At 68.4% G+C, this 17,870-nt stretch carries 17 protein-coding genes, 1 tRNA gene, 1 other RNA gene and 1 pseudogene; 11 read left to right on the top strand and 9 right to left on the bottom strand.

All coding sequences use genetic code 11. The annotated features are described in order from the left end of the window. Positions 1-205 precede the first annotated feature (205 nt). A pseudogene (locus ACFV9C_RS04030) lies at positions 206-1,714 on the bottom strand (DNA polymerase III subunit gamma and tau); the annotation flags it as partial. 186 nt (positions 1,715-1,900) lie between these two features. Between ACFV9C_RS04030 and ACFV9C_RS04025 the strand changes: the two are divergent. Next, a complete protein-coding gene (locus ACFV9C_RS04025; protein WP_380190572.1) occupies positions 1,901-2,716 on the top strand; it encodes an aminoglycoside 6-adenylyltransferase in 816 nt (271 codons plus the stop codon). Between the two features lie 3 nt (positions 2,717-2,719). On the opposite strand, the gene ACFV9C_RS04020 is transcribed toward ACFV9C_RS04025, so the two are convergent. Next, complete coding sequence (locus ACFV9C_RS04020) at positions 2,720-4,348, bottom strand: long-chain fatty acid--CoA ligase (RefSeq protein ID WP_380190571.1); 1,629 nt, start codon at positions 4,346-4,348, stop codon at positions 2,720-2,722. 154 nt (positions 4,349-4,502) lie between these two features. Here ACFV9C_RS04020 and ACFV9C_RS04015 point away from each other — a divergent pair, with 154 nt between their 5' ends. The 3 genes from ACFV9C_RS04015 to ACFV9C_RS04005 are packed head-to-tail and all read left to right on the top strand — an operon-like array spanning position 4,503 to position 6,260. Then, the gene (locus ACFV9C_RS04015; protein ID WP_380190570.1) at positions 4,503-4,979 is read left to right on the top strand and encodes a MarR family winged helix-turn-helix transcriptional regulator; all 477 of its coding nucleotides are present in this window, start codon (positions 4,503-4,505) and stop codon (positions 4,977-4,979) included. A gap of 2 nt (positions 4,980-4,981) precedes the next feature. Beyond that, positions 4,982-5,386: a hypothetical protein gene (locus tag ACFV9C_RS04010; protein ID WP_380190569.1), complete on the top strand. Its 405-nt coding sequence runs from the start codon at positions 4,982-4,984 to the stop codon at positions 5,384-5,386. 25 nt (positions 5,387-5,411) lie between these two features. After that, the gene (locus ACFV9C_RS04005) at positions 5,412-6,260 is read left to right on the top strand and encodes an alpha/beta fold hydrolase (protein ID WP_380190568.1); all 849 of its coding nucleotides are present in this window, start codon (positions 5,412-5,414) and stop codon (positions 6,258-6,260) included. Here ACFV9C_RS04005 and nadE read toward each other — a convergent pair. Both nadE and ffs read right to left on the bottom strand, forming a co-directional pair. Then, positions 6,253-7,071: an ammonia-dependent NAD(+) synthetase gene (nadE, locus tag ACFV9C_RS04000; protein ID WP_380190567.1), complete on the bottom strand. Its 819-nt coding sequence runs from the start codon at positions 7,069-7,071 to the stop codon at positions 6,253-6,255. The two genes, ACFV9C_RS04005 and nadE, sit on opposite strands and share 8 nt — an antisense overlap. 36 nt (positions 7,072-7,107) lie before the next feature. Then, positions 7,108-7,204: signal recognition particle sRNA small type (gene ffs / locus ACFV9C_RS03995), an RNA gene on the bottom strand. A gap of 56 nt (positions 7,205-7,260) precedes the next feature. Here ffs and ACFV9C_RS03990 point away from each other — a divergent pair. The 3 genes from ACFV9C_RS03990 (at position 7,261) to ACFV9C_RS03980 (ending at position 8,779) form a co-directional block, all read left to right on the top strand. Beyond that, positions 7,261-7,740 carry a VOC family protein gene (locus ACFV9C_RS03990; protein WP_380190566.1) on the top strand — a complete coding sequence of 160 codons (480 nt, stop codon included), beginning with the start codon at positions 7,261-7,263 and terminating at the stop codon, positions 7,738-7,740. A gap of 45 nt (positions 7,741-7,785) precedes the next feature. Next, the gene (locus ACFV9C_RS03985; RefSeq protein ID WP_380190565.1) at positions 7,786-8,601 is read left to right on the top strand and encodes a TIGR03620 family F420-dependent LLM class oxidoreductase; all 816 of its coding nucleotides are present in this window, start codon (positions 7,786-7,788) and stop codon (positions 8,599-8,601) included. A gap of 90 nt (positions 8,602-8,691) precedes the next feature. Continuing rightward, a tRNA-Ser gene (locus ACFV9C_RS03980) sits at positions 8,692-8,779 on the top strand. Positions 8,780-9,286: 507 nt separating this feature from the next. Here the strand turns inward: ACFV9C_RS03980 and ACFV9C_RS03975 are convergent. From ACFV9C_RS03975 to ACFV9C_RS03960, 4 genes are all read right to left on the bottom strand, one after another. Further along, positions 9,287-10,015, bottom strand: a complete 729-nt coding sequence (locus ACFV9C_RS03975) for a hypothetical protein (protein ID WP_380190564.1) — start codon at positions 10,013-10,015, stop codon at positions 9,287-9,289. Between the two features lie 469 nt (positions 10,016-10,484). Continuing rightward, positions 10,485-11,171: a phosphotransferase gene (locus ACFV9C_RS03970; RefSeq protein WP_380190563.1), complete on the bottom strand. Its 687-nt coding sequence runs from the start codon at positions 11,169-11,171 to the stop codon at positions 10,485-10,487. A gap of 8 nt (positions 11,172-11,179) precedes the next feature. Continuing rightward, positions 11,180-11,830, bottom strand: a complete 651-nt coding sequence (locus tag ACFV9C_RS03965; protein WP_380190562.1) for a response regulator — start codon at positions 11,828-11,830, stop codon at positions 11,180-11,182. After that, positions 11,827-12,603 carry a sensor histidine kinase gene (locus ACFV9C_RS03960; RefSeq protein ID WP_380190880.1) on the bottom strand — a complete coding sequence of 259 codons (777 nt, stop codon included), beginning with the start codon at positions 12,601-12,603 and terminating at the stop codon, positions 11,827-11,829. The genes ACFV9C_RS03965 and ACFV9C_RS03960 overlap by 4 nt, the downstream gene beginning before the upstream one ends. 142 nt (positions 12,604-12,745) lie before the next feature. Between ACFV9C_RS03960 and ACFV9C_RS03955 the strand changes: the two genes are divergently transcribed. From ACFV9C_RS03955 to ACFV9C_RS03945, 3 genes are read left to right on the top strand one after another with little or no spacing between them, the layout of a single operon-like run. Then, positions 12,746-13,441, top strand: coding sequence for an ABC transporter ATP-binding protein (locus ACFV9C_RS03955; protein WP_380190561.1), 696 nt, complete (start codon positions 12,746-12,748; stop codon positions 13,439-13,441). After that, positions 13,438-15,768 (top strand): FtsX-like permease family protein, encoded by a 2,331-nt coding sequence (locus ACFV9C_RS03950; RefSeq protein ID WP_380190560.1) that lies wholly within the window; start codon positions 13,438-13,440, stop codon positions 15,766-15,768. The genes ACFV9C_RS03955 and ACFV9C_RS03950 overlap by 4 nt, the downstream gene beginning before the upstream one ends. A gap of 45 nt (positions 15,769-15,813) precedes the next feature. Next, complete coding sequence (locus tag ACFV9C_RS03945; protein ID WP_380190559.1) at positions 15,814-16,554, top strand: class I SAM-dependent methyltransferase; 741 nt, start codon at positions 15,814-15,816, stop codon at positions 16,552-16,554. Here ACFV9C_RS03945 and ACFV9C_RS03940 read toward each other — a convergent pair. After that, on the bottom strand, positions 16,549-17,313 hold the full coding sequence (locus ACFV9C_RS03940) for a nitroreductase/quinone reductase family protein (protein WP_380190879.1): 765 nt from the start codon (positions 17,311-17,313) through the stop codon (positions 16,549-16,551). The two genes, ACFV9C_RS03945 and ACFV9C_RS03940, sit on opposite strands and share 6 nt — an antisense overlap. Before the next feature lie 197 nt (positions 17,314-17,510). Here ACFV9C_RS03940 and ACFV9C_RS03935 point away from each other — a divergent pair, with 197 nt between their 5' ends. Next, positions 17,511-17,645 (top strand): hypothetical protein, encoded by a 135-nt coding sequence (locus tag ACFV9C_RS03935; protein WP_380190558.1) that lies wholly within the window; start codon positions 17,511-17,513, stop codon positions 17,643-17,645. Positions 17,646-17,870 lie beyond the last annotated feature (225 nt).

Raw genomic sequence — 17,870 nt, 5'->3', positions numbered from 1 at the left:
CAGCACCAGCCGAGCTACCCGCCCGAGACCCACCAGCTTGAGACACGCCACCGCCTGCCACGCCGGAGAACTCCCCCAGAGCGGCACCGCCAGCCGAGCCACCTGCAGCACCACCTGCAGCACCCGCAGCACCAGCTGCGGCGTTGCCCGCGGATCCACCCACATCACCAGCGGCTCCGCCCGCAGCACGGCCTGCAGCGTTGCCCGCCGCACCGCCCGCCGCACCACCGGCAGGCGCACCACCCACGGCACCTGCGGCACCCACAGCACCCGCAGCACCCGCAGCACCACCGACAAGCGCACCACCCGCGGCACCCGCGGCTCCGCCCGCAGCACCACCTGCGGCGTTGCCGGCGGTTGCGGCTGCTCTGGCTGCGGCTCGGCTGGTTGCGGCGTCTGCGGCCGGTCCCGCACCTGGCGCGTCCGGCTGGGCGTACCCCGTCGTACCGGCTCCTGTGTATCCGACGGCAGCACCTGCGGCGGCCGACGTACCAGCAGCTTCTGCGGAACCCGGCGTACCGGCAGCTCCTCCAGTGGGCGGCGTACCGGCGGTTCCTGGGTATGCCGTCGGACCGGCTCCGCCGGCGTCACCGGGGACTCCGATGGCTAGGCGGCGTTCCATGCGGTCCAGGCGGGCCTGGATGCCGTTGGTGGAGTCGTCGGCGCCGGGCAGGAGCACCTTGGCGCAGATCAGTTCCAGTTGGAGGCGTGGGGCGGTTGCCCCGCGCATCTCCAGCAGGCCGGCGGCGACGATGTCCGCGGCCCGGGTCAGCTCCGCCGGGCCGATGCCGGCAGCCTGTGTCTGCAGCCGCTCGCCCTGGTCCGCCGCAGCCTCGATCAGCCCGGAAGTAATAGCGGTCGGCACCGCAGACAGCACCACCAGATCCCGCAGCCGCCGCAGCAGGTCCTCGGCGAACCGCTTCGGGTCCTGCCCGGCCTCGATGACCTTCTCGACGGTCTCGAACACCGTCGCGCTGTCATGCGCCGCGAACCCGTCCACACACGCATCCAGCAGCGAGTCAGGCGTGAACCCGAGCAGCGCGACGGCCAGCTTGTACGTCACGCCCTCCGGTCCAGCGCCACCGATCAGCTGGTCGAGAACGCTCAGCGAGTCACGCACCGACCCAGCACCGGCCCGTACGACGAGGGGCAAGGCGGCCGGCTCGATCGCGACGCCCTCCGACTCGCACAGCGTCGCCATGTAGTCGCCGAGCGCCTTCGGCGGCACCAGGCGGAACGGGTAGTGGTGCGTACGGGACCGGATCGTCCCGATCACCTTGTCGGGCTCGGTGGTCGCGAAGATGAACTTGAGGTGCGGCGGCGGCTCCTCGACCAGTTTCAGCAGGGCGTTGAAGCCCTGCGTGGTCACCATGTGCGCCTCGTCGATGATGTAGATCTTGTAGCGGCTCTCGACCGGCGCGAAGAACGCCCGCTCCCGCAGGTCACGAGCGTCGTCGACACCACCGTGCGACGCGGCGTCAATCTCGATCACGTCGATGCTGCCGGGCCCGCCGCGGGCAAGGTCGGTGCAGGACTTGCACACCCCGCACGGCTCGGCGATCGGGCCCTTCTCGCAGTTGATCGCGCGGGCGAGGATCCGCGCGCTGGTGGTTTTTCCACAGCCGCGAGGTCCGGAGAACAGGTAGGCGTGATTCACCCGATTGTTGCTCAGCGCGTTCCGCAGCGGCGCGGTGACATGGTCCTGCCCGATCACCTCCGCGAACGTTTCCGGGCGGTACCGGCGATACAAGGCAAGGGGCGCTTCCACCCGGCAACCCTAGCGCCGACCCCCGACATTTCCCTGCCCCACACCCTTCACGCCCGGTCCGACCGGTAGCTCGGCAGCGGAGGCGCGCGGACGCCGGCCGACGTGACCGTGACGACGCGTAGTGTGGGTGGGATGACGGCTGGGGACGAGCGGCAGCAGGCGGTGATCAAGCGGGCGGCCGAGCTGCTGCCCGCGGACGAGCGGATCCTGGGGGTGTACCTGATCGGCAGCTACGCCACCGGCGCCGCCGACCGGTTCAGCGACGTCGACGTACATCTGGTGGTCGCTGACGACAGCGCCGACTGGTACACGGAGCACTGGGAGGACGTACTGCGCGACCTCACCGGGCCGACCGTCTGGGCGGACCGGCTGCCGGGGATGATCGGTGGGCTCGGGATCACGTCGGACTGGCTGCACGTGGACCTGATCATCCACCCACTGGCCAGCTTCGACCGGTTCCAGTACGACGGTGTGAAGGTGCTGTTCGACCGGGACGGGACGTTGTTCCCGGAGGGCGACATCGAGCCGAACGGCGGCCGCCCCGGCGAGCCGTACTGGCCTGCCGGCGCCGTGCACCTGTTCTTCTACTTCCTCGGCAACCTGGTCACCGTGCTCGGACGGGACGAGCGGGTGGTGGCGAATCAGGGCGTCGGCGTCGTCCGCGACCAACTCGTCACGCTCATGCTCGCCGAACGCGGCGTACGTCGAACCAGCGGGGCCAAGCGCCTCAACGCGCTGCTGTCCGACGAGCAGCGCGCAGCGCTCGAGGCCATCCCGGCCGCGGGCACCGACCCGGCGGACATCGTCGCGGCCAACCAGTACATCTGCCGTCAGTTCATCACCCGCGGCACCGCACTGGCCGAACTCACCGGCAACCCCTGGCCGACCGCCTTCGTCGACGCGACCCTGCACCACCTCCACGACCACTTCGGCGTCGACTTCTCCTGAAACTCACTGCAGGTGGTAGTTGGCGAACCGCGTCCGTAGGTCTTTCTTCGAGAACTTGCCGACCGACGTCTTCGGAACCTCGTCGATGAACTCGACCGCGTCCGGCAGCCACCACTTCGCGACCAGTGGCCGGAGGTAGTCGAGGATCTCCTCGCCGGTCACGGTCGACCCCTCCTGCACCACGATGCAGGCGAGCGGCCGTTCGTCCCACCTCGGATGCGGCACCCCGATCACCGCCGCCTCCTTGACCGCCGGATGCGCCATCAACAGGTTCTCCAGCTCGACCGAGCTGATCCACTCGCCGCCGGACTTGACCAGGTCCTTGGTCCGGTCAACGATCCGCACCGAGCCGAACCCGTCGATCGCCGCGACGTCGCCGGTCTTCATCCAGCCGTCCTCGGTGTTCAGCTGGGCGCCGTCGTCGGGACGGTAGTACTCCGCGGCGATCCACGGCCCGCGCACCTGCAGCTCGCCGGTGGCCTCGTCGTCCCAGGGCAGCGGCGTCGTCGACCCCGGCTCGACGATCCGCACCTCGACGCCCGGCAGCGGCAGCCCGGCCCGCGCCCGCAGGTGCGCCTGCTCCTCCTCGGGTAGGTCCTTGTTCCGCGCCGGCACGTGGGACGCGGTCGCGACCGGACTCGTCTCGGTCATCCCCCACGCCTGCAGGATCGGCCGGCCGAGCTTCTTCCGGAACGCTTCGGACAGCGCCTCCGGTACGGCGGAACCACCGCACGGAATCCGCCGCAGCTTCGGCAACTCCACCCCGTCGAGCAACGGCAGCAACCCCTGCCAGATCGTCGGCACGCCGGCCGACAGCGTCACCTCCTGCTCGACCAGCAGCTTGAGGATGCCCTTCGGGGTCATGTCCGGCCCCGGGAAGACCAGCGACGCGCCGGCCATCGGTGCCGCGTGCGCCAGACCCCAGGCGTTGGCGTGGAACATCGGCACGACCGGCATCACCGTATCCGTCTCGGTCAGCCCGATCCCGGCGTTCGTCAGCACGCCGATCGAGTGCAGCCAGGTCGACCGATGCGAGTAGACGACGCCCTTCGGATTGCCCGTCGTACCGCTCGTGTAACACATCGCGGCGGCCTGGTTCTCGTCCTCGACGTGGAACTCCACCGGGGACGCGGCGGCCAGCAGCTCCTCGTAGTCGTGGAACCGCGGATCGTCCGGGATCTCCACCGCCGTCGGAGCGCCCGGCGGCAGGTCGTCCATCACGACCACATGCCTGAGCTGCGGGAGCCGCTCGAGCAGCGGCAGGAACAGCCCCAGCAGCGAGCGGTCGACGAAGACCACCTCGTCCTCGGCGTGGTTCGCGATGTACACGACCTGGTCCGGGAAGAGTCTGATGTTGAGCGTGTGCAGCACCCGGCCGGTGCAGGGCGCGGCGAAGTACAGCTCGAGGTGCCGGCCCGAGTTCCACGCGAACGTCGCGACGCGGCCGTCGGCGGTGATCCCGAGCGTGTCCAGCACGCCACCCAGGCGTCTGGTCCGGTCGGCCCACTCGCCGTACGTCAGCTTGGTCGGCGCCGGGCCGCCTGTGTAGACGGTCTTGTCCGGGTAGAACTGCTCGGCCCGGCGGAAGATCGTGTCCAGCGACAGCGGGTAATTCTGCATCAGACCCTTCATGAAGACACTGTGCCAGTCGCGGCATGCCCTTGACCATGACCTCAACCGGACTTTCTCCGGCACTCTTCCGGAACTGGAGCCGCAGGCAACAACAATCCGGCGACACTCACGACTGATAGATGACACGACATACGTGTCGTGTAATATATCTGGCATGAAGGTTGTCGAGGAGTTTCGCTATCTCGTGCTGGCGATCCAGCGCGAGGGCAATCGGCTGCTCGCCGCCGAGTTGCGCCCGCTGGGCATCACGCCTTCCCAGGCAGAGGTTCTGCGGGTCCTCCGCGACCACGGCCCGATGACGCTGAACGCGCTCGGCGGGTTGCTGGTCTGCGAGACCGGCAACAGCCCCAGCCGGCTCGTCGATCGTTTGGTCGCCCAAGGACTGGTGAAACGCGGTATCGACCAGGTCGACCGGCGCTACCTCACGCTCAGCCTGACACCGCAGGGCCGGGCACTGCACCGCCGCATCGTCACCGCGGAGAACCGGTTGCACCGCACCATGCACGACCGTCTCGCCGGCCAGGCGCTCGACGAGACCATCAGCACGCTCCGCTCGCTCGCCGACGCCTTCCCGACCGGGGCCGCCCTGGCCCGCCGCCGGGATCCCGAACTCGCCCATCAGGAGAACTAGTCATGGAACAGGCCACCGAGACCATCCACGCCGGCCAGGCGGCGATCCGGCAGGTGCTGCTGGACGCCCTCGGCCTGCCGGAGTGGAACGAGGCGTTCATCGCCATCGACGGCCCGCGCGAGACCAACCCCGGCACCCGGTACGCGCTCCGCGTGCGCCCTGGCTTCAGCGGCGAGTTGCAGTACACGGCGGTCGAGGCGGACCGGGTGGAGATCGTCTGGCAGGTCCCCGGCTTCCGCGAGGTCGGCACCTGGGCGATCGGCGACGACAGCCGGGTCACGCACACGTTCGAGCAGTCCGGACCGCTCGCGACCGTCCTGCGCCCGGCGTACCGGAACATCGCGGCGATCCGTCTGGCCCGCCTCGCGAATCGCATCCGCCAGATGCAACTGGCCCATACCGCATAGGCTGCGCTCGCATTACGCTCGCGTCATGCTGACGGAGATCCGCGACACCAGGCTGTACGTCGACCAGCGCGGTGCCGCGGACGCTCCGCCGGTGCTCTTCGTCCACGGCGGTCCCGGTGCGGGGTCGTACGACTTCATGAAGTTGCAGGGCGACCGATTCGCCCGCAGCTTCCACCTGATCGGCGTCGACCAGCGCGGCGTACAGCAGTCTGACCCGCTCACCGGCCCGGTCAGCGAGCTCGACCTGATCGCCGACTACGAGGCACTGCGCGAGCAGCTCGGCATCGCGCAGTGGTCGGTCATCGGCCATTCGTACGGCGGCCGCATCGCGCTCAGGTACGCCGCGACCCACCCGCAGGCGATCACCAAGGTCGTCTTCGAGAACCCGGGCTGGGACATGGTGCTCGCCAGCGACACCCTCGCCCGCGCCGCGCTGCGGCTGCTCCCGGACGCCGAGTTTCCGCCGCACACCGGCCCGGCGACGAAGGCGATGTGGGACGAGCGCGTCGCCCTGCTGATCCGGCTCGGTGAGCGCCGGATGGAGATCTACACCGGCCCCGATGCCCGCGACCTCCAGCTCCCCGCGGACACCGAGATCGACGACGAGTTCCACCGGCGTTCCGGCCACTTCTCCGAGCAGATCACCAGCTCGCCCAGCTTCGCCGACGAGGTGCTGCCGTACTTCGGTCAGCTCACACAGCCGGCGCTGCTGATCAAGGGCGAGTACGACCCGGCCACCAGCGCGGAGGAGATCGAGCTGTTCCGCTCCGACGTACCGCATGGCACCTATTACTACGCCGCCGGCGTCGGGCACTTCATGCATGCGGAGCAGCCCGACGTGTACGCCCGGCTCGTCACCGACTTCCTCAGCTGAAGGCGAGCGGGACGGCCCGCTTGTGCGCCGTCCGGCGGTGCGTCGCGATGATCGTGCTCGCCGCCTTCGCGTCGACCTCACGGCCCTCGAGGAAGTCGTCGATCTCGTCGTACGTGACACCCAGCACGGCCTCGTCCGGGACGCCCGGGTTGTTCGTCTCCAGGTCCGCGGTCGGGACCTTGCCGGTGATCTCCGGCCCCGCGCCGAGGCGCTCGCCGACCGCGCGGACGCGCCGCTTGGTCAGCCCGGACAGCGGGGTCAGATCGCACGCCCCGTCGCCGTACTTCGTGAAGAACCCCATGACGGCCTCCGCCGCGTGGTCCGTGCCGACCACGAGACCACCGCGGGCGCCGGCCACCAGGTACTGCGCGACCATCCGCTGGCGGGCCTTGATGTTGCCGACGTGGAAGTCCTCGCGGTCGCCGAGCCCGGAGTGCCGCACCGACTCCACCATCGCGTCGGTGGCCGGCTGCACGTCGACCGTGAGCGTCTCGTCCGGCTTGATGAAGTCGAGTGCGCGCTGGGCGTCGGCCTCGTCCGCCTGAACGCCGTACGGCAGCCGCATCGCCACGAACGTCGCCTGGCCGCCCTCGCCCCGCACCCGCTCGGCGGCGAGCTGGCAGAGCCGTCCCGCGGTGGAGGAGTCGACGCCGCCACTGATCCCGAGCACGTACGCCGTCGCGCCGGTCCGCCGGAGCCGGTCGGCCAGGAACTCCACCCGCCGCTCGATCTCGCTGTCCACGTCGAACGCCGCAGGCACATCGAGCTCGGCGATGATCAGATCCTGCAGGTAACGGCTCTCGGGGTTCATCTGGCTCCTCTTCGATCTGGGAGCCCTAAGCCTAGACATGAGGATTCCCCGCGCACCCGGAAGAGCTCACTTACCCTTGCTGCCTTCCGGCCCTGGGGGGATTGGGCGAGATACCGCCACGCGGGGAACCAGCACAGAGTGTACGGGATGGGCCTCGCCAACCGGGAATCGGACTCCTACTCTCAGCACATGACTGCACTGGGGGTTGCGCGGATTCGGCAGGTCAAGCTGCCGGTGAACGATCTGCGGGTCAGCACGGACTGGTACCGGCGAGCGCTGGATCTCGAGCTCGCGGCCGAGTTCCACGAGGGCGGCGTACTGCGCGGGGTCGCGCTGGCGGACCGGGAGACCGGGTACGTCGTCGCGCTGCGGGAGCGGGCCGCGGTACCGGGCGCGCCGTCCGTCGAAGGGCTGGACGTGTTCGCGCTGGAGGTCGACTCGCCGGACTCGCTGCACGCGCTGGTGGCCCGCTGGGACGAGCAGGGGATCGAGCACACCGAGATCCTGGACAGCGGGCCGTTCGGACTCGGCATCGACGCGCTGGATCCGGACGGCATCCACGTCCGGTTCCTGTGCGGGAACCCGATCGGGCAGGGCGGGTTCCACGGGTTCGACTTCACGGACGCCGGGCCGGCTGTGTACGACGTACCGCGCTCGCTCTCGCTCTGAGCGAACAAGGGTGCGGTCGGCCGCTTCAGCGGTCAAGCTAGGTGGGTGACGGATCATCAATTCGGGCGTTTCGGGATCACGACCGGTCTGAACAGCAGCGCGGAGTCGCTGGCGGCAGCACGGGCAGCCGAAGAGCAGGGGTGGCCGGTGATCTGGCTGTCCGGCGGGCCACTGCCTGGGCTGCAGACCATCAAGGACCTGGTGGGTGCTACGTCAGCCATCAAGTTCGTCAGTGGGATCTTGGCAGTGGTGACGTACGCCGCGGCCGACGTTAGTGCGACGTACGCCGCATTGGAGCCAGCAGCGCCTGGTCGGTTCACCGTAGGTATCGGTGGAGCGCACGGCCCTAAGCCGGTGGCCAGACTGAACGCTTACCTGGACGAGCTGGACGTGCCTGTCGAGAGGCGTGTGCTCGCGGCACTTGGTCCGCGGATGCTAGAGCTGGCTGGAGAGCGTACGGCCGGCGCGTACCCGTTCCTGACCCGTGCGGAGTACTCCGCCGAGGCGCGGAAGGTCCTCGGGCCGGACAAGCTCCTCGCCGTCAGCCACCTCGCCGTACTCGAAACGGACGCGGACAGAGCCCGGGCGATCGCAAGGGACACCATCAGCTTCTTCACAACGATCCCTGGGTACGTCGCTTCGCTGCAGCGCCAGGGGTTCAGCCAGAGCGACCTGGCGGAGCTCCCGGACCACATGGTCGACGCGTTGGCAGCATGGGGCAGCCCTGCTGACATCAAGGCCAAGCTCACCGCACACCTAGACGCCGGCGCCGACCATGTCGCCGTCAACGTCATCACCGGCGTGACAGGACCGCAGCCGATAGAGCAGTGGCGAGCCCTGACGCCAGTACTACTCGGCTAACTGCTTCTCGCAGAGGCGTGCAGTCGACTCAAGCTTGTCGTACCGCCCCGATTTCGGATTCCCCACCACCGCCCGGTATCCTCTCCGCTTGGAGGATTCGCCTAGAGGCCTAGGGCGCACGCTTGGAAAGCGTGTTGGGGGCAACCCCTCACGAGTTCGAATCTCGTATCCTCCGCCAGTCTCCCGGACTGAAGAAACCGCAGGTCAAGGCCCGGTTTTGGATTCTGGAGGCATGAACAAGAGAGGGCCGGACGCTCAGCGTCCGGCCCCTCGTTCGTCCCAGGGTCTCAACGAAGGTTGAGACGACCCCGCTCAGGCAGGTATCCGCAGCCCTGCCGGCCCGTCTCGTCCTTCCAGAGCTGGCGGGCAATCACCCGCTCGGCAGCCTGTTCTTTCCAGTGCTGTCGAAGGATCTCAGTCAGCTCTGACGGCAGTCCGATGGTGCGCCGCCCGGCACGAGACTTTGGAGGCGAGGTCTGTGGCCTGGCGAGCTGTCGCGCGTTGCAGCGGCCCGGACTACGCCCGCAGGAACCGTCCTCGCAACCGTGCTTGTACCTCGGCCGGTTCAGACTGCGCCGGACCCTCGGAACGCCTTCGTCCAGATCGATATCCGACAATTTCAAATTCCGCGCCGTAGCGAGGAGGTGCTCGGCGCGCGGGGAGGCGGGGAATTACCAGACGCCACCTAGTTGAGGTGGGGATAGAGGGTGAGTCGGGCGCCCGTGGTGGCGCTGATGACGGCTCGGTTTCCGAGCGGCTCGGCCAGCGTGACGGTAGTTGGTGTGCTGGCACCGACGCCCTCACAGTTGCCCCGCTCCAGAGTGCGGCTCCCGCCGATGACAACCATGTCGTCGGACTCGAGGACATGTGCTCGGAGGTCGCCGTCACACGTCCCGTGATCAAGGACGAAGGTGAGCGTGCGGCCGTCGACCCCGGTCAGCCACACGACCTGCAGAAGGCTGGGTTCCAGCGTCTGGTCGAGCCCGGGCGGTGGGACGGGCTGGACCAGAGGCTGGAGCACCTTGGTGGAGATTGCCAAGACGACGATCGGTCGCGACAAGCCCTTCGCAGTGAAGGACCACGCAGGCACGGTCGCGCGACCGTTGCTGGTGTCGACGTCAGCTGTCTTCAACACAACCCCGGTGATCGTGAGCTTGCACTTCGACGCCGGAACCGCCATGTGTCCGCAGGTGTCGTACGGGGTCCCGATCGCTTCAGTCAGTGCAGGCCGGGGAGCGAGCACGCTCACCGAGCGGCTCGATCCGTCGCCGAAATCGATGCGCGTGGTGCCGCCTGATCCGCCTGATACGCCCGGCGCGATGCTGACGTACCCGGCCCCCCAGGCAACCTTCTGCTCGACCGTGTCGAAGGCCAGATCCGGTGTCCGGGACGAGTACAGGAAGATCCCTTCCACAGGCTTCGGGATTCCCGCGGCCCGGACGGCTTGCTCGACGGCGCGCGCCCGGTCGAGAAACGCCGTAGTCCCAGGACCTGACGGAATGTGCGTCGCAACCGCCTCCCGAGGCGCCGTCGAACGAGTGCTGGGCGTCGCTCCACCGGCTCCAGACGCCGGCGCTACTTCGTTCCCACACGCCGCCACCGCAAGGAGGACGAGAACGACAGCAGGAACCAGGTACGCACGACACATCGCAGCGCGGCTGATGGGACTCATGCCCAGGGGACGCGCATCGTGTGGCGAATCGTTGCAACAGCCGTCATGGGCCGAGTATCCGCCCGCCCCGCCTAGGCACGCGATCACCGCCGAAGTCCAGATGACGGTCTTGGAAAGGGTGTTGGGGGCAACCCCTCGCGAGTTCGAATCTCGTATCCTCCGCCAGTTTGAAGGCTCGGACTGCTGTTTGGCGGTCCGGGCCTTTGGTTGTTCAGCGGAGTTGGGTGAGGGCTTGGGTGAGGAAGGCGTCGCGGCGGGTGGTTGCTGTGGGGCTGTGGAGGGTGGTGGGGGTGTTCAGGGCGGCTACTGCGTCCCAGTAGGGGACGTGGGTGGCCTCGTGGCCGCTGGTTTGTTGCCAGCCGGACCAGATGAGGTTGCCGGGCCAGGCGTCGCCGTGGAGGAAGACCGACGGGCCGGGTGGGAGGCCGTGGGCCTGGACGACGTTGTCGGCCTCTTCCAGCAAGGGCGTGGTCGGCATGCGGCCGGTACGGCGGTCGGTGGCGAAGTCGTCGACCGCGATGGGACGTGGGCGGAACGGGAGATGGTCGGCGGGCTCCAGCGGGATCGTGTGCAGCCGGGCGAGGGTGGCGCCGGCGGCTCGCAGGGATTCGGGGGTGCCGAGCGGCCAGTCGGACGTGCCCGGTACGACGGTTTCCAGCGAGGCGGCCGGGACCGCGGCGATGAGACGCGGTGCGGGTACGCCGTACTGCTCGGCCAGCTGGAGTGCTGCGGCGGCGGTCGCGATCATCGCGGCGTCGATGCGCGGGGTGGGGGCGCGCAGTACGACGGAGCGGTTGCGGGTGACCAGGCGCCAAGGGCCTTGGTCGTCGTGGAGTGGGTGGACTTCGAGGACGGGGCCGACTGTCGCGGTGGCCCAGGCGAGTACGTCTTCCCTCATGCCAGAGGCTACCTCCCCTCGCCGGGGGTGATCAGGCCGGTTTCGTAGGCGAGAACCACGGCCTGGGAGCGGTCGCGGAGGTTGAGTTTGGCGAAGATCCGGGCCGCGTGGGTTTTGACGGTGGCCTCGCTCAAGGTCAGCGCGGTGGCGATCTCGGCGTTGGAGAGGCCTTGGCCCATGAGGGTGAGGACTTCCAGTTCGCGCGTGGTGAGGGTGGAGAGGTCGCGGTGGAGGGCCGGCTGTGGAGTGGCGAAGCGTTCGACGAGGCGGCGGGTGATGGACGGGGCCAGGAGTGCGTCGCCGGTGGTGACCAGGTGTACGGCGGCGGCCAGGTGTTCGGGGGTCACGTCCTTCAAGAGGAACCCGCTCGCGCCGGCGGCCAGGGCGGCGTACACGTATCTGTCCAGGTCGAACGTGGTGAGGATCAGCACGCGGCACGACGTCGACGTGGCCAGGATCCGCCGGGTCGCCTCGAGTCCGTCCATCGTCGGCATGCGGATGTCCATCAGTACGACGTCCGGGTTCAACCGTCGTACGGCGGCCACTGCCTCGGCGCCGTCCGCGGCCTCGCCGACGACCTCGATGCCGCGGGCGGTGAGGATCATCCGGAAGCCCGTGCGTACCAGGGCCTGGTCGTCCGCGATCACGACCCGGGTCACGGGCGCTCCAGCGGCAGCTTGGCGCGGACGCGGTAGCCACCGCCAAGACGGCGCCTGGCCTCGAACTGGCCGCCGTACACAGCTACTCGTTGCTTGAGGCCCAGTAGCCCGCGGCCGTCCCCTTCTGGAGCAGGAGACCGACCACCGGTCAGCACGCTAGGGCCTGTGTTGAGTACTTCGACCCGCAGCGCGTGAGACGCGTACCGTACTGTCACCTCTGCCTTCACGCCGTCCCCGTGCCGCAACGCGTTCGTCAGCGCCTCCTGGATGATCCGGTACGCCGTGACGTCCACACCGGTCGGCAGCGGACAAGGGTCGCCGGAGATCCGTACGTCGACAGCCAGACCTGCAAAGGCCATACGGTCGATCAGCTCGGTCAGCCGGGTCAGACTCGGCTGCGGCGACAGGGAGTCGTCGTCGCCCTTAGGAGCGAGTACACCGAGCAGATGGCGTAGTTCAGCCATCGTGTCGCGACCTGCAGCCTCTACAGCGAGCAGGGCCGCTTCTGCATCCTGTGGGGCGGTAGCCAGCACCTGCCGGGCCGCACCGGTCTGGATGACCATCACGCTGACGTTGTGGCTCACGATGTCGTGCAAGTCGTGCGCTATGCGCGCCCGTTCCGCGTCTACCGCGCTCTGTGCAGCCGTCTCGCGTTCACGCTCCAGCAGCCACCCACGCTCCTCCAGCGCCCGCGTGTGAGCCCGCCGCGCCCGTACGTATGCGAACGCGAACAGGACCGCAGCCACGGCCGGCAGCGCGACTAGCAACCACATCACGTGACCTACTGTCCCAGGGCCGTTCCCGATCGCGCATCATCCGGCAGGAGCACGCCGTACATCTCCAGGATGACAGCCCGCGGACATTACCCCGGCAGGCTGACGTCAGCACGTGCCAAGCAGCCCTAGCGTGAGCAGCATGACGGAGGACAACGCGGTCGTACAGCTCACTGGAGTACGCAAGGAGTACGGCGAATCGGTCGCGCTCGACGGAGTGTCGCTGGAGATCCACGCCGGCGAGGCGGTCGCCGTGATGGGGCCGTCCGGTAGCGGCAAGTCGACACTGCTCAGCATGGTCGCCGGGCTCGACCGGCCGACCGCAGGCTCGGTCGTGGTCCACGGCGACGACCTGGGCACGTTGAACGAGAAGGGACTCGCCCTGTTCCGGCGGCGGCGGATCGGGATGATCTTCCAGTTCTTCAACCTCCTGGACGATCTGTCGGCGCTCGACAACGTCGCACTGGCCGCGCAGCTCACCGGTACGTCGGCCGCGCCCGCGCGGAAGCGTGCGCTCGAACTGTTCGAAGAACTCGGCATCGCGAGCCGCCGCAACACCTACCCGGCACAGCTGAGCGGTGGCGAACGGCAACGGGTAGCCGTCGCCCGGGCACTGATGAACCGGCCGGCCATCCTCCTGGCGGACGAGCCAACAGGAGCCCTCGACAGTCGCGCGGGCGAACAGGTGATGGACCTGTTGCTGGACCTCAACCAGATCGGCCAGACGCTCCTCCTGGTCACCCACGACCAGCAACTGGCGACACGGTGCGCCAGCCGGGTCATCGACTTCGTCGACGGGCAAATCGCGGCCGAACGCAGCCTGGAGCGTACGTCGTGAGCGCCGTCTGGCCGGTTACCCGTGCAGCGGTACGGCGGCGGCGTGTGCAGACCGTGGTGATCAGTGTCGTCGTACTGCTCTCCACAACGATGATCGTGGTCGCGCTTGGCCTGCTGGCTGCGTCGAGCGGCCCGTTCGACCAGGCGTACTCGCGGCAGCGCGGCGCGCACCTGGTGGCGTCGTACGACCGGAGCAGGGTCAGCGACAGCGAACTGACAGCCAAGGCGTCGGCCGCTGAGGCTTTCGCCGGGCCGTACGCGATGACGACGCTCGACCTCGGTTCGACTCCGAAGGGCGACTCGAACTCCCTGGTCACGGTGGGGCGCGCGGACCCGAACGGACCGGTCGACCGGCTCAACGTGTGGAAGGGACGCTGGCCGGACAAGGCGGGCGAGATCGTCCTCAACCGGAACCCCACCGACACCGGTGGGCGTGGAGAGACGACACTCGGATCGAGTGTCCCCGCGCCCGACGGCACGCGGCTGACCGTTGTCGGATTCGCGTACAGCGTCAGCCAGTCGGCCGACGCGTGGGTCTCCCCTCAGCAAATGGCGTCCTTCCAACCGACGTCGACGCAGATGCTGTACCGCTTCACGCACGCCGCCACGAACGCACAGGTGTCCGCCGGCCAGCACGCGGTCACGACAGGTCTCCCGGCCGGCGCACTGGTGGGCACGCAGTCGTACCTTGGGCTGCGGGCGCTCGCCACTGGTGAGCCGAACACCTTCGTACCGTTCTTGATGGTCTTCGGCTGGCTAGGGCTCGCTGTTGCGGTACTGATCGTGGCCAACGTGGTCAGTGGTGCCGTAGTAGCAGGCTTCAAGCACATCGGCGTACTCAAGGCGCTGGGCTTCACGCCGACACAGGTGATGGCGGTCTACTTGGCGATGATCTCGATCCCCGCGATCGCTGGCTGCGCGATCGGCACCGCACTTGGCAACGTGCTCGCGGAGTCCTTGCTGACAAAGGCGTTCGAGAACTATGGGGCGAACGGCGTCACGGTACCGATCTGGGTGGATGCCGCCGCGCTGCTGGGCGTACCCGCGTTGGTTGCCCTGTCTGCTCTCCTGCCGTCGTTGCGAGCACGGAGCCTGTCAGCGTCGGAAGCGATCAGCGCGGGCAGTGCACCGCGGGCCGGGCGAGGTCTGCGCGCACAGCGTTGGCTCAGCGGTACTCGGTTGCCGCGGCCTGTGAGCCTGGGTCTGGGGCTTCCCTTCGCACGGCCGGCCCGTACGGCGTTGACGCTGGCGGCCGTCGTACTTGGTGTCACGAGCGTGACCCTCGCGGTAGGGCTCGGCAAGTCGCTGGCCACGTACCAGACCGCCGCCAGCCGCGTCGGGGCCGTTGACCTGGCGATGTTCGCACCGGCCGCGCTCGGAGGGACACCTCCTCCGGGTGCCGGCGCCCCACCGGTGGCCAAGCTGACCGACGCCGCCGACGAGGCGATGCTGCGATCGATCCCCGGGGCGGTGTCGGTGACTCCGAGCACCGACCTCGGGATGCGGCTGGCCGGCACGCAGACGGACCTCCGGGTGTCGTTCTACCGCGGTGACGTCGAGCAGGTCGGCTTCCGGCTCCTCGACGGTCACTGGTTCGACGGCGCCGGACAGGTGGTCGTGTCGGAACGCTTCCTGCGCCAGCGGGCACTCGCCGTCGGCGACACGCTCACGCTGCAGTTCGAGGGCAAGAACGTCCCGGTGCGGATCGTCGGCAAGGCGCTCTACAACTCCGGCGACGAGCTGCTGTCGAACTGGGACACTCTCAAGCTGATCGCTCCGACAGCGCGGGCCAATCTGTACGAGATCAACGTCAAGCCCGGCACGAACCTGGACTCCTTCATCACGGCAGCACAGACCAAGGACTCAGGACTGGTCGAGACCGGAGGACAGGAATCGGGCACCTTCGTCGCGATCGTGATCGCGACCGTAGTACTGCTCACGATCATGCTGGGCACCGTCGCGGCGCTCGGGGTCTTCAACACCGTCGTACTCAACACTCGTGAACGGCGTCGTGACCTGGGGATGCTCAAGTCGATCGGTATGACGCCGGCCCAGGTCACCGCGATGGTCGTGGTGTCGATGACCGCACTGGGCGCCGTCGGGAGCCTGCTGGGCATTCCGCTGGGGATCGTCGCGCACCGCCTCGTCGTACCGGCCATGGCCAACGGTGCCCAGGTCGAGCTGCCCGCCTTCATGCTGCACGTCTACCCCGTCGGCCTCCTGGCTCTCCTGGTACTCGCGGGTGTTGCGATCGCTGCTGCCGGCGCGTACTTCCCCGCTCGGACCGCCGCGCGGACGACGATCGCGCAAGTTCTCCACAACGAGTGAAATTGCGGTTGCCCTGGGTACGTCGGATCAGGCTGACTTGTACTCATGGGAAATCGGGCGATCTGGGAGCAGGCTTCCACCAAGCATGTCCGGGAGTACGACGAGTTGCTGGAGGCGGCTCGTGGTGACCGACTGCTGGTGGAGCGGGAGCACGAGCTGCTGGCGCCCGTGCTGGCGATCGGTCCGTTCGTCGTACATCTGCAGAGCGGGCACGGGCTCGACGACGTGGGGCTGGTGAAGGCTGGCGCCCGACGAGTTCTGGGCGTGGACTACAGCTCGGTGGCGACCGGGGCAGCGCAGCGGCGGGCGTGGGACGTGGGCGTCGATTGCCGGTACGTCGTGGCGGAAGTGCCCGGCGTACCGGTCAAGGACGCGGCCGCGGACCTCGTGTACACCGGTAAGGGAGCGCTGATCTGGATGCGGGACATCGACGTGTGGGCGCGCGACGTGGCGCGGGTACTACGGCCGGGTGGGCACCTGTTCTTGTACGAGGGCCACCCGGCCGTACCGCTGTGGACGTGGGACGAGGACGAGGCACGCATCCGGCCGGACCGGAGCTACTTCGCCAAGACCCACGTCAACGACACGTTCCCGGGCAACGGCGCGCAGGAGTGGCAGTGGACCCTCGGCCAGATCGTCACCGCGATCACCACCGCCGGCCTGCACCTCCAGTTCCTTGAGGAGTACGCCGAACCGTTCTGGCGACCGCAGGACGGCACAAACGCCGCCGCCTGGTCCGGACGGCTCCCCAACTCCTACGCGCTGCTGGCCCGGAAACCCTTATAGATAAGGAAGGAGCGCCTCCTCCTCGCGGTCCAGATGGGTGTTGAGCTGGGCAATCAGCTCGTCCACCTGTTCCAGGCTGGCAGCTTGTTCCAGCCCGCCGAGCAGTACTGCGATCTGGTCGTGTTCCTTCTGCAGTACGGCGATCACGTCCGTCAGTTCGGGGTGCTGTTCCATCAGGCTGGGGAAGAGCATCGTCGACTCGCCGGTGTGGTGGTAGTGCAGGCCCTGGCAGACGGTCAGGCAGTTGATGCGGAGCTGGGCACCCAGCCCGGCGGCGCCGGAAGTGGCGATCTCGTGGCGGATCAGACCCAGCTCCCGACGGAACGCGGCGTGGACGTTCTTCAAGGCGTCGGCGAGCGAGCCGCGCCCACCCGGCGGTCCGCCGGGGACGAGCGCGACGACCGGGATCGTACGGGTCACGCGCGCCTGGTAGTCGCCCCACCCGGCGTCCGCCTCGACCAGTCGGGCGAAGACCTCGTCACGTTCGGCGCCCCGCAGTACGACGGCCGTTGCGGGGTAGCTGAACAGGCCGGTGTCCACGCTGACCTGCGGATTCGCCAGCAGGTTGTGGTACCAGGACGGGTGTTTCGGGCTGCCGCCGGCCGAGCCGACGATCAGCACCCGGTCGCCGTCCGGGTAGTAGCCGAGGATCGCCGTGCGCGGTTCGCCGGAGCGTGCGCCGGTGGTTGTCAGGAGCAACAACCTGGAGTTTTCGAACATGCCGCCGACGCGGCCGGAGTTCGCCGTGAACTCCGCGATGAGTTGTGCGGTGAAATCGTTCAGGATTCGCTTCTTTCTCTGGTGTCGTGAAGTGGAAACGCAGACATCAGAGAAGGCGGGCGGGGCCCGCGCGGCGCTCAGAACGCAGCCGGGGACCCAACTCGGTAATGGCTCGAAGCCGACCCGGCAGTCACGTCGGAGATAGTACACCGGTCCCGGCAGGAGACAAGAGCGCCGTGGCCCTGCCCGATCGGCTCGCGCCGACCGCCGCGGGATCGCCCGAGGAGCAGTTGGTGGTCAGCGCGCGGCTGCTCGGTACGACGGGCCTCGAACCGATCGTGCGGTACGTCGTCCACAGCCGCGTGCGCTGATTGCGTACCGAACGTCGTCGATCGCGTGCGAAACGTCGTACCGCGGGAAATGCCGGAGATAATTCTCAGAAATGCTGTAACGAGTCGCACAAGACGCCGATAAGACGAGTGAGCGACCCAGCGGGGGGCCGAGGGGAAGCTCCGGTGTTTCTTCGGGATCACCGCAGTGAGGGGGGCCTCGCAGGTGCTCACCCGGGGCGGGGTGAGCACCTGTTCGAGGACTCG

The organism is Kribbella sp. NPDC059898, assembly GCF_042730855.1.
In the GTDB taxonomy this organism is placed as follows: Bacteria; Actinomycetota; Actinomycetes; order Propionibacteriales; family Kribbellaceae; genus Kribbella.
Note: the sequence above shows the minus strand (reverse complement) of the source record. Positions and strands in the feature narration are given on the sequence as shown.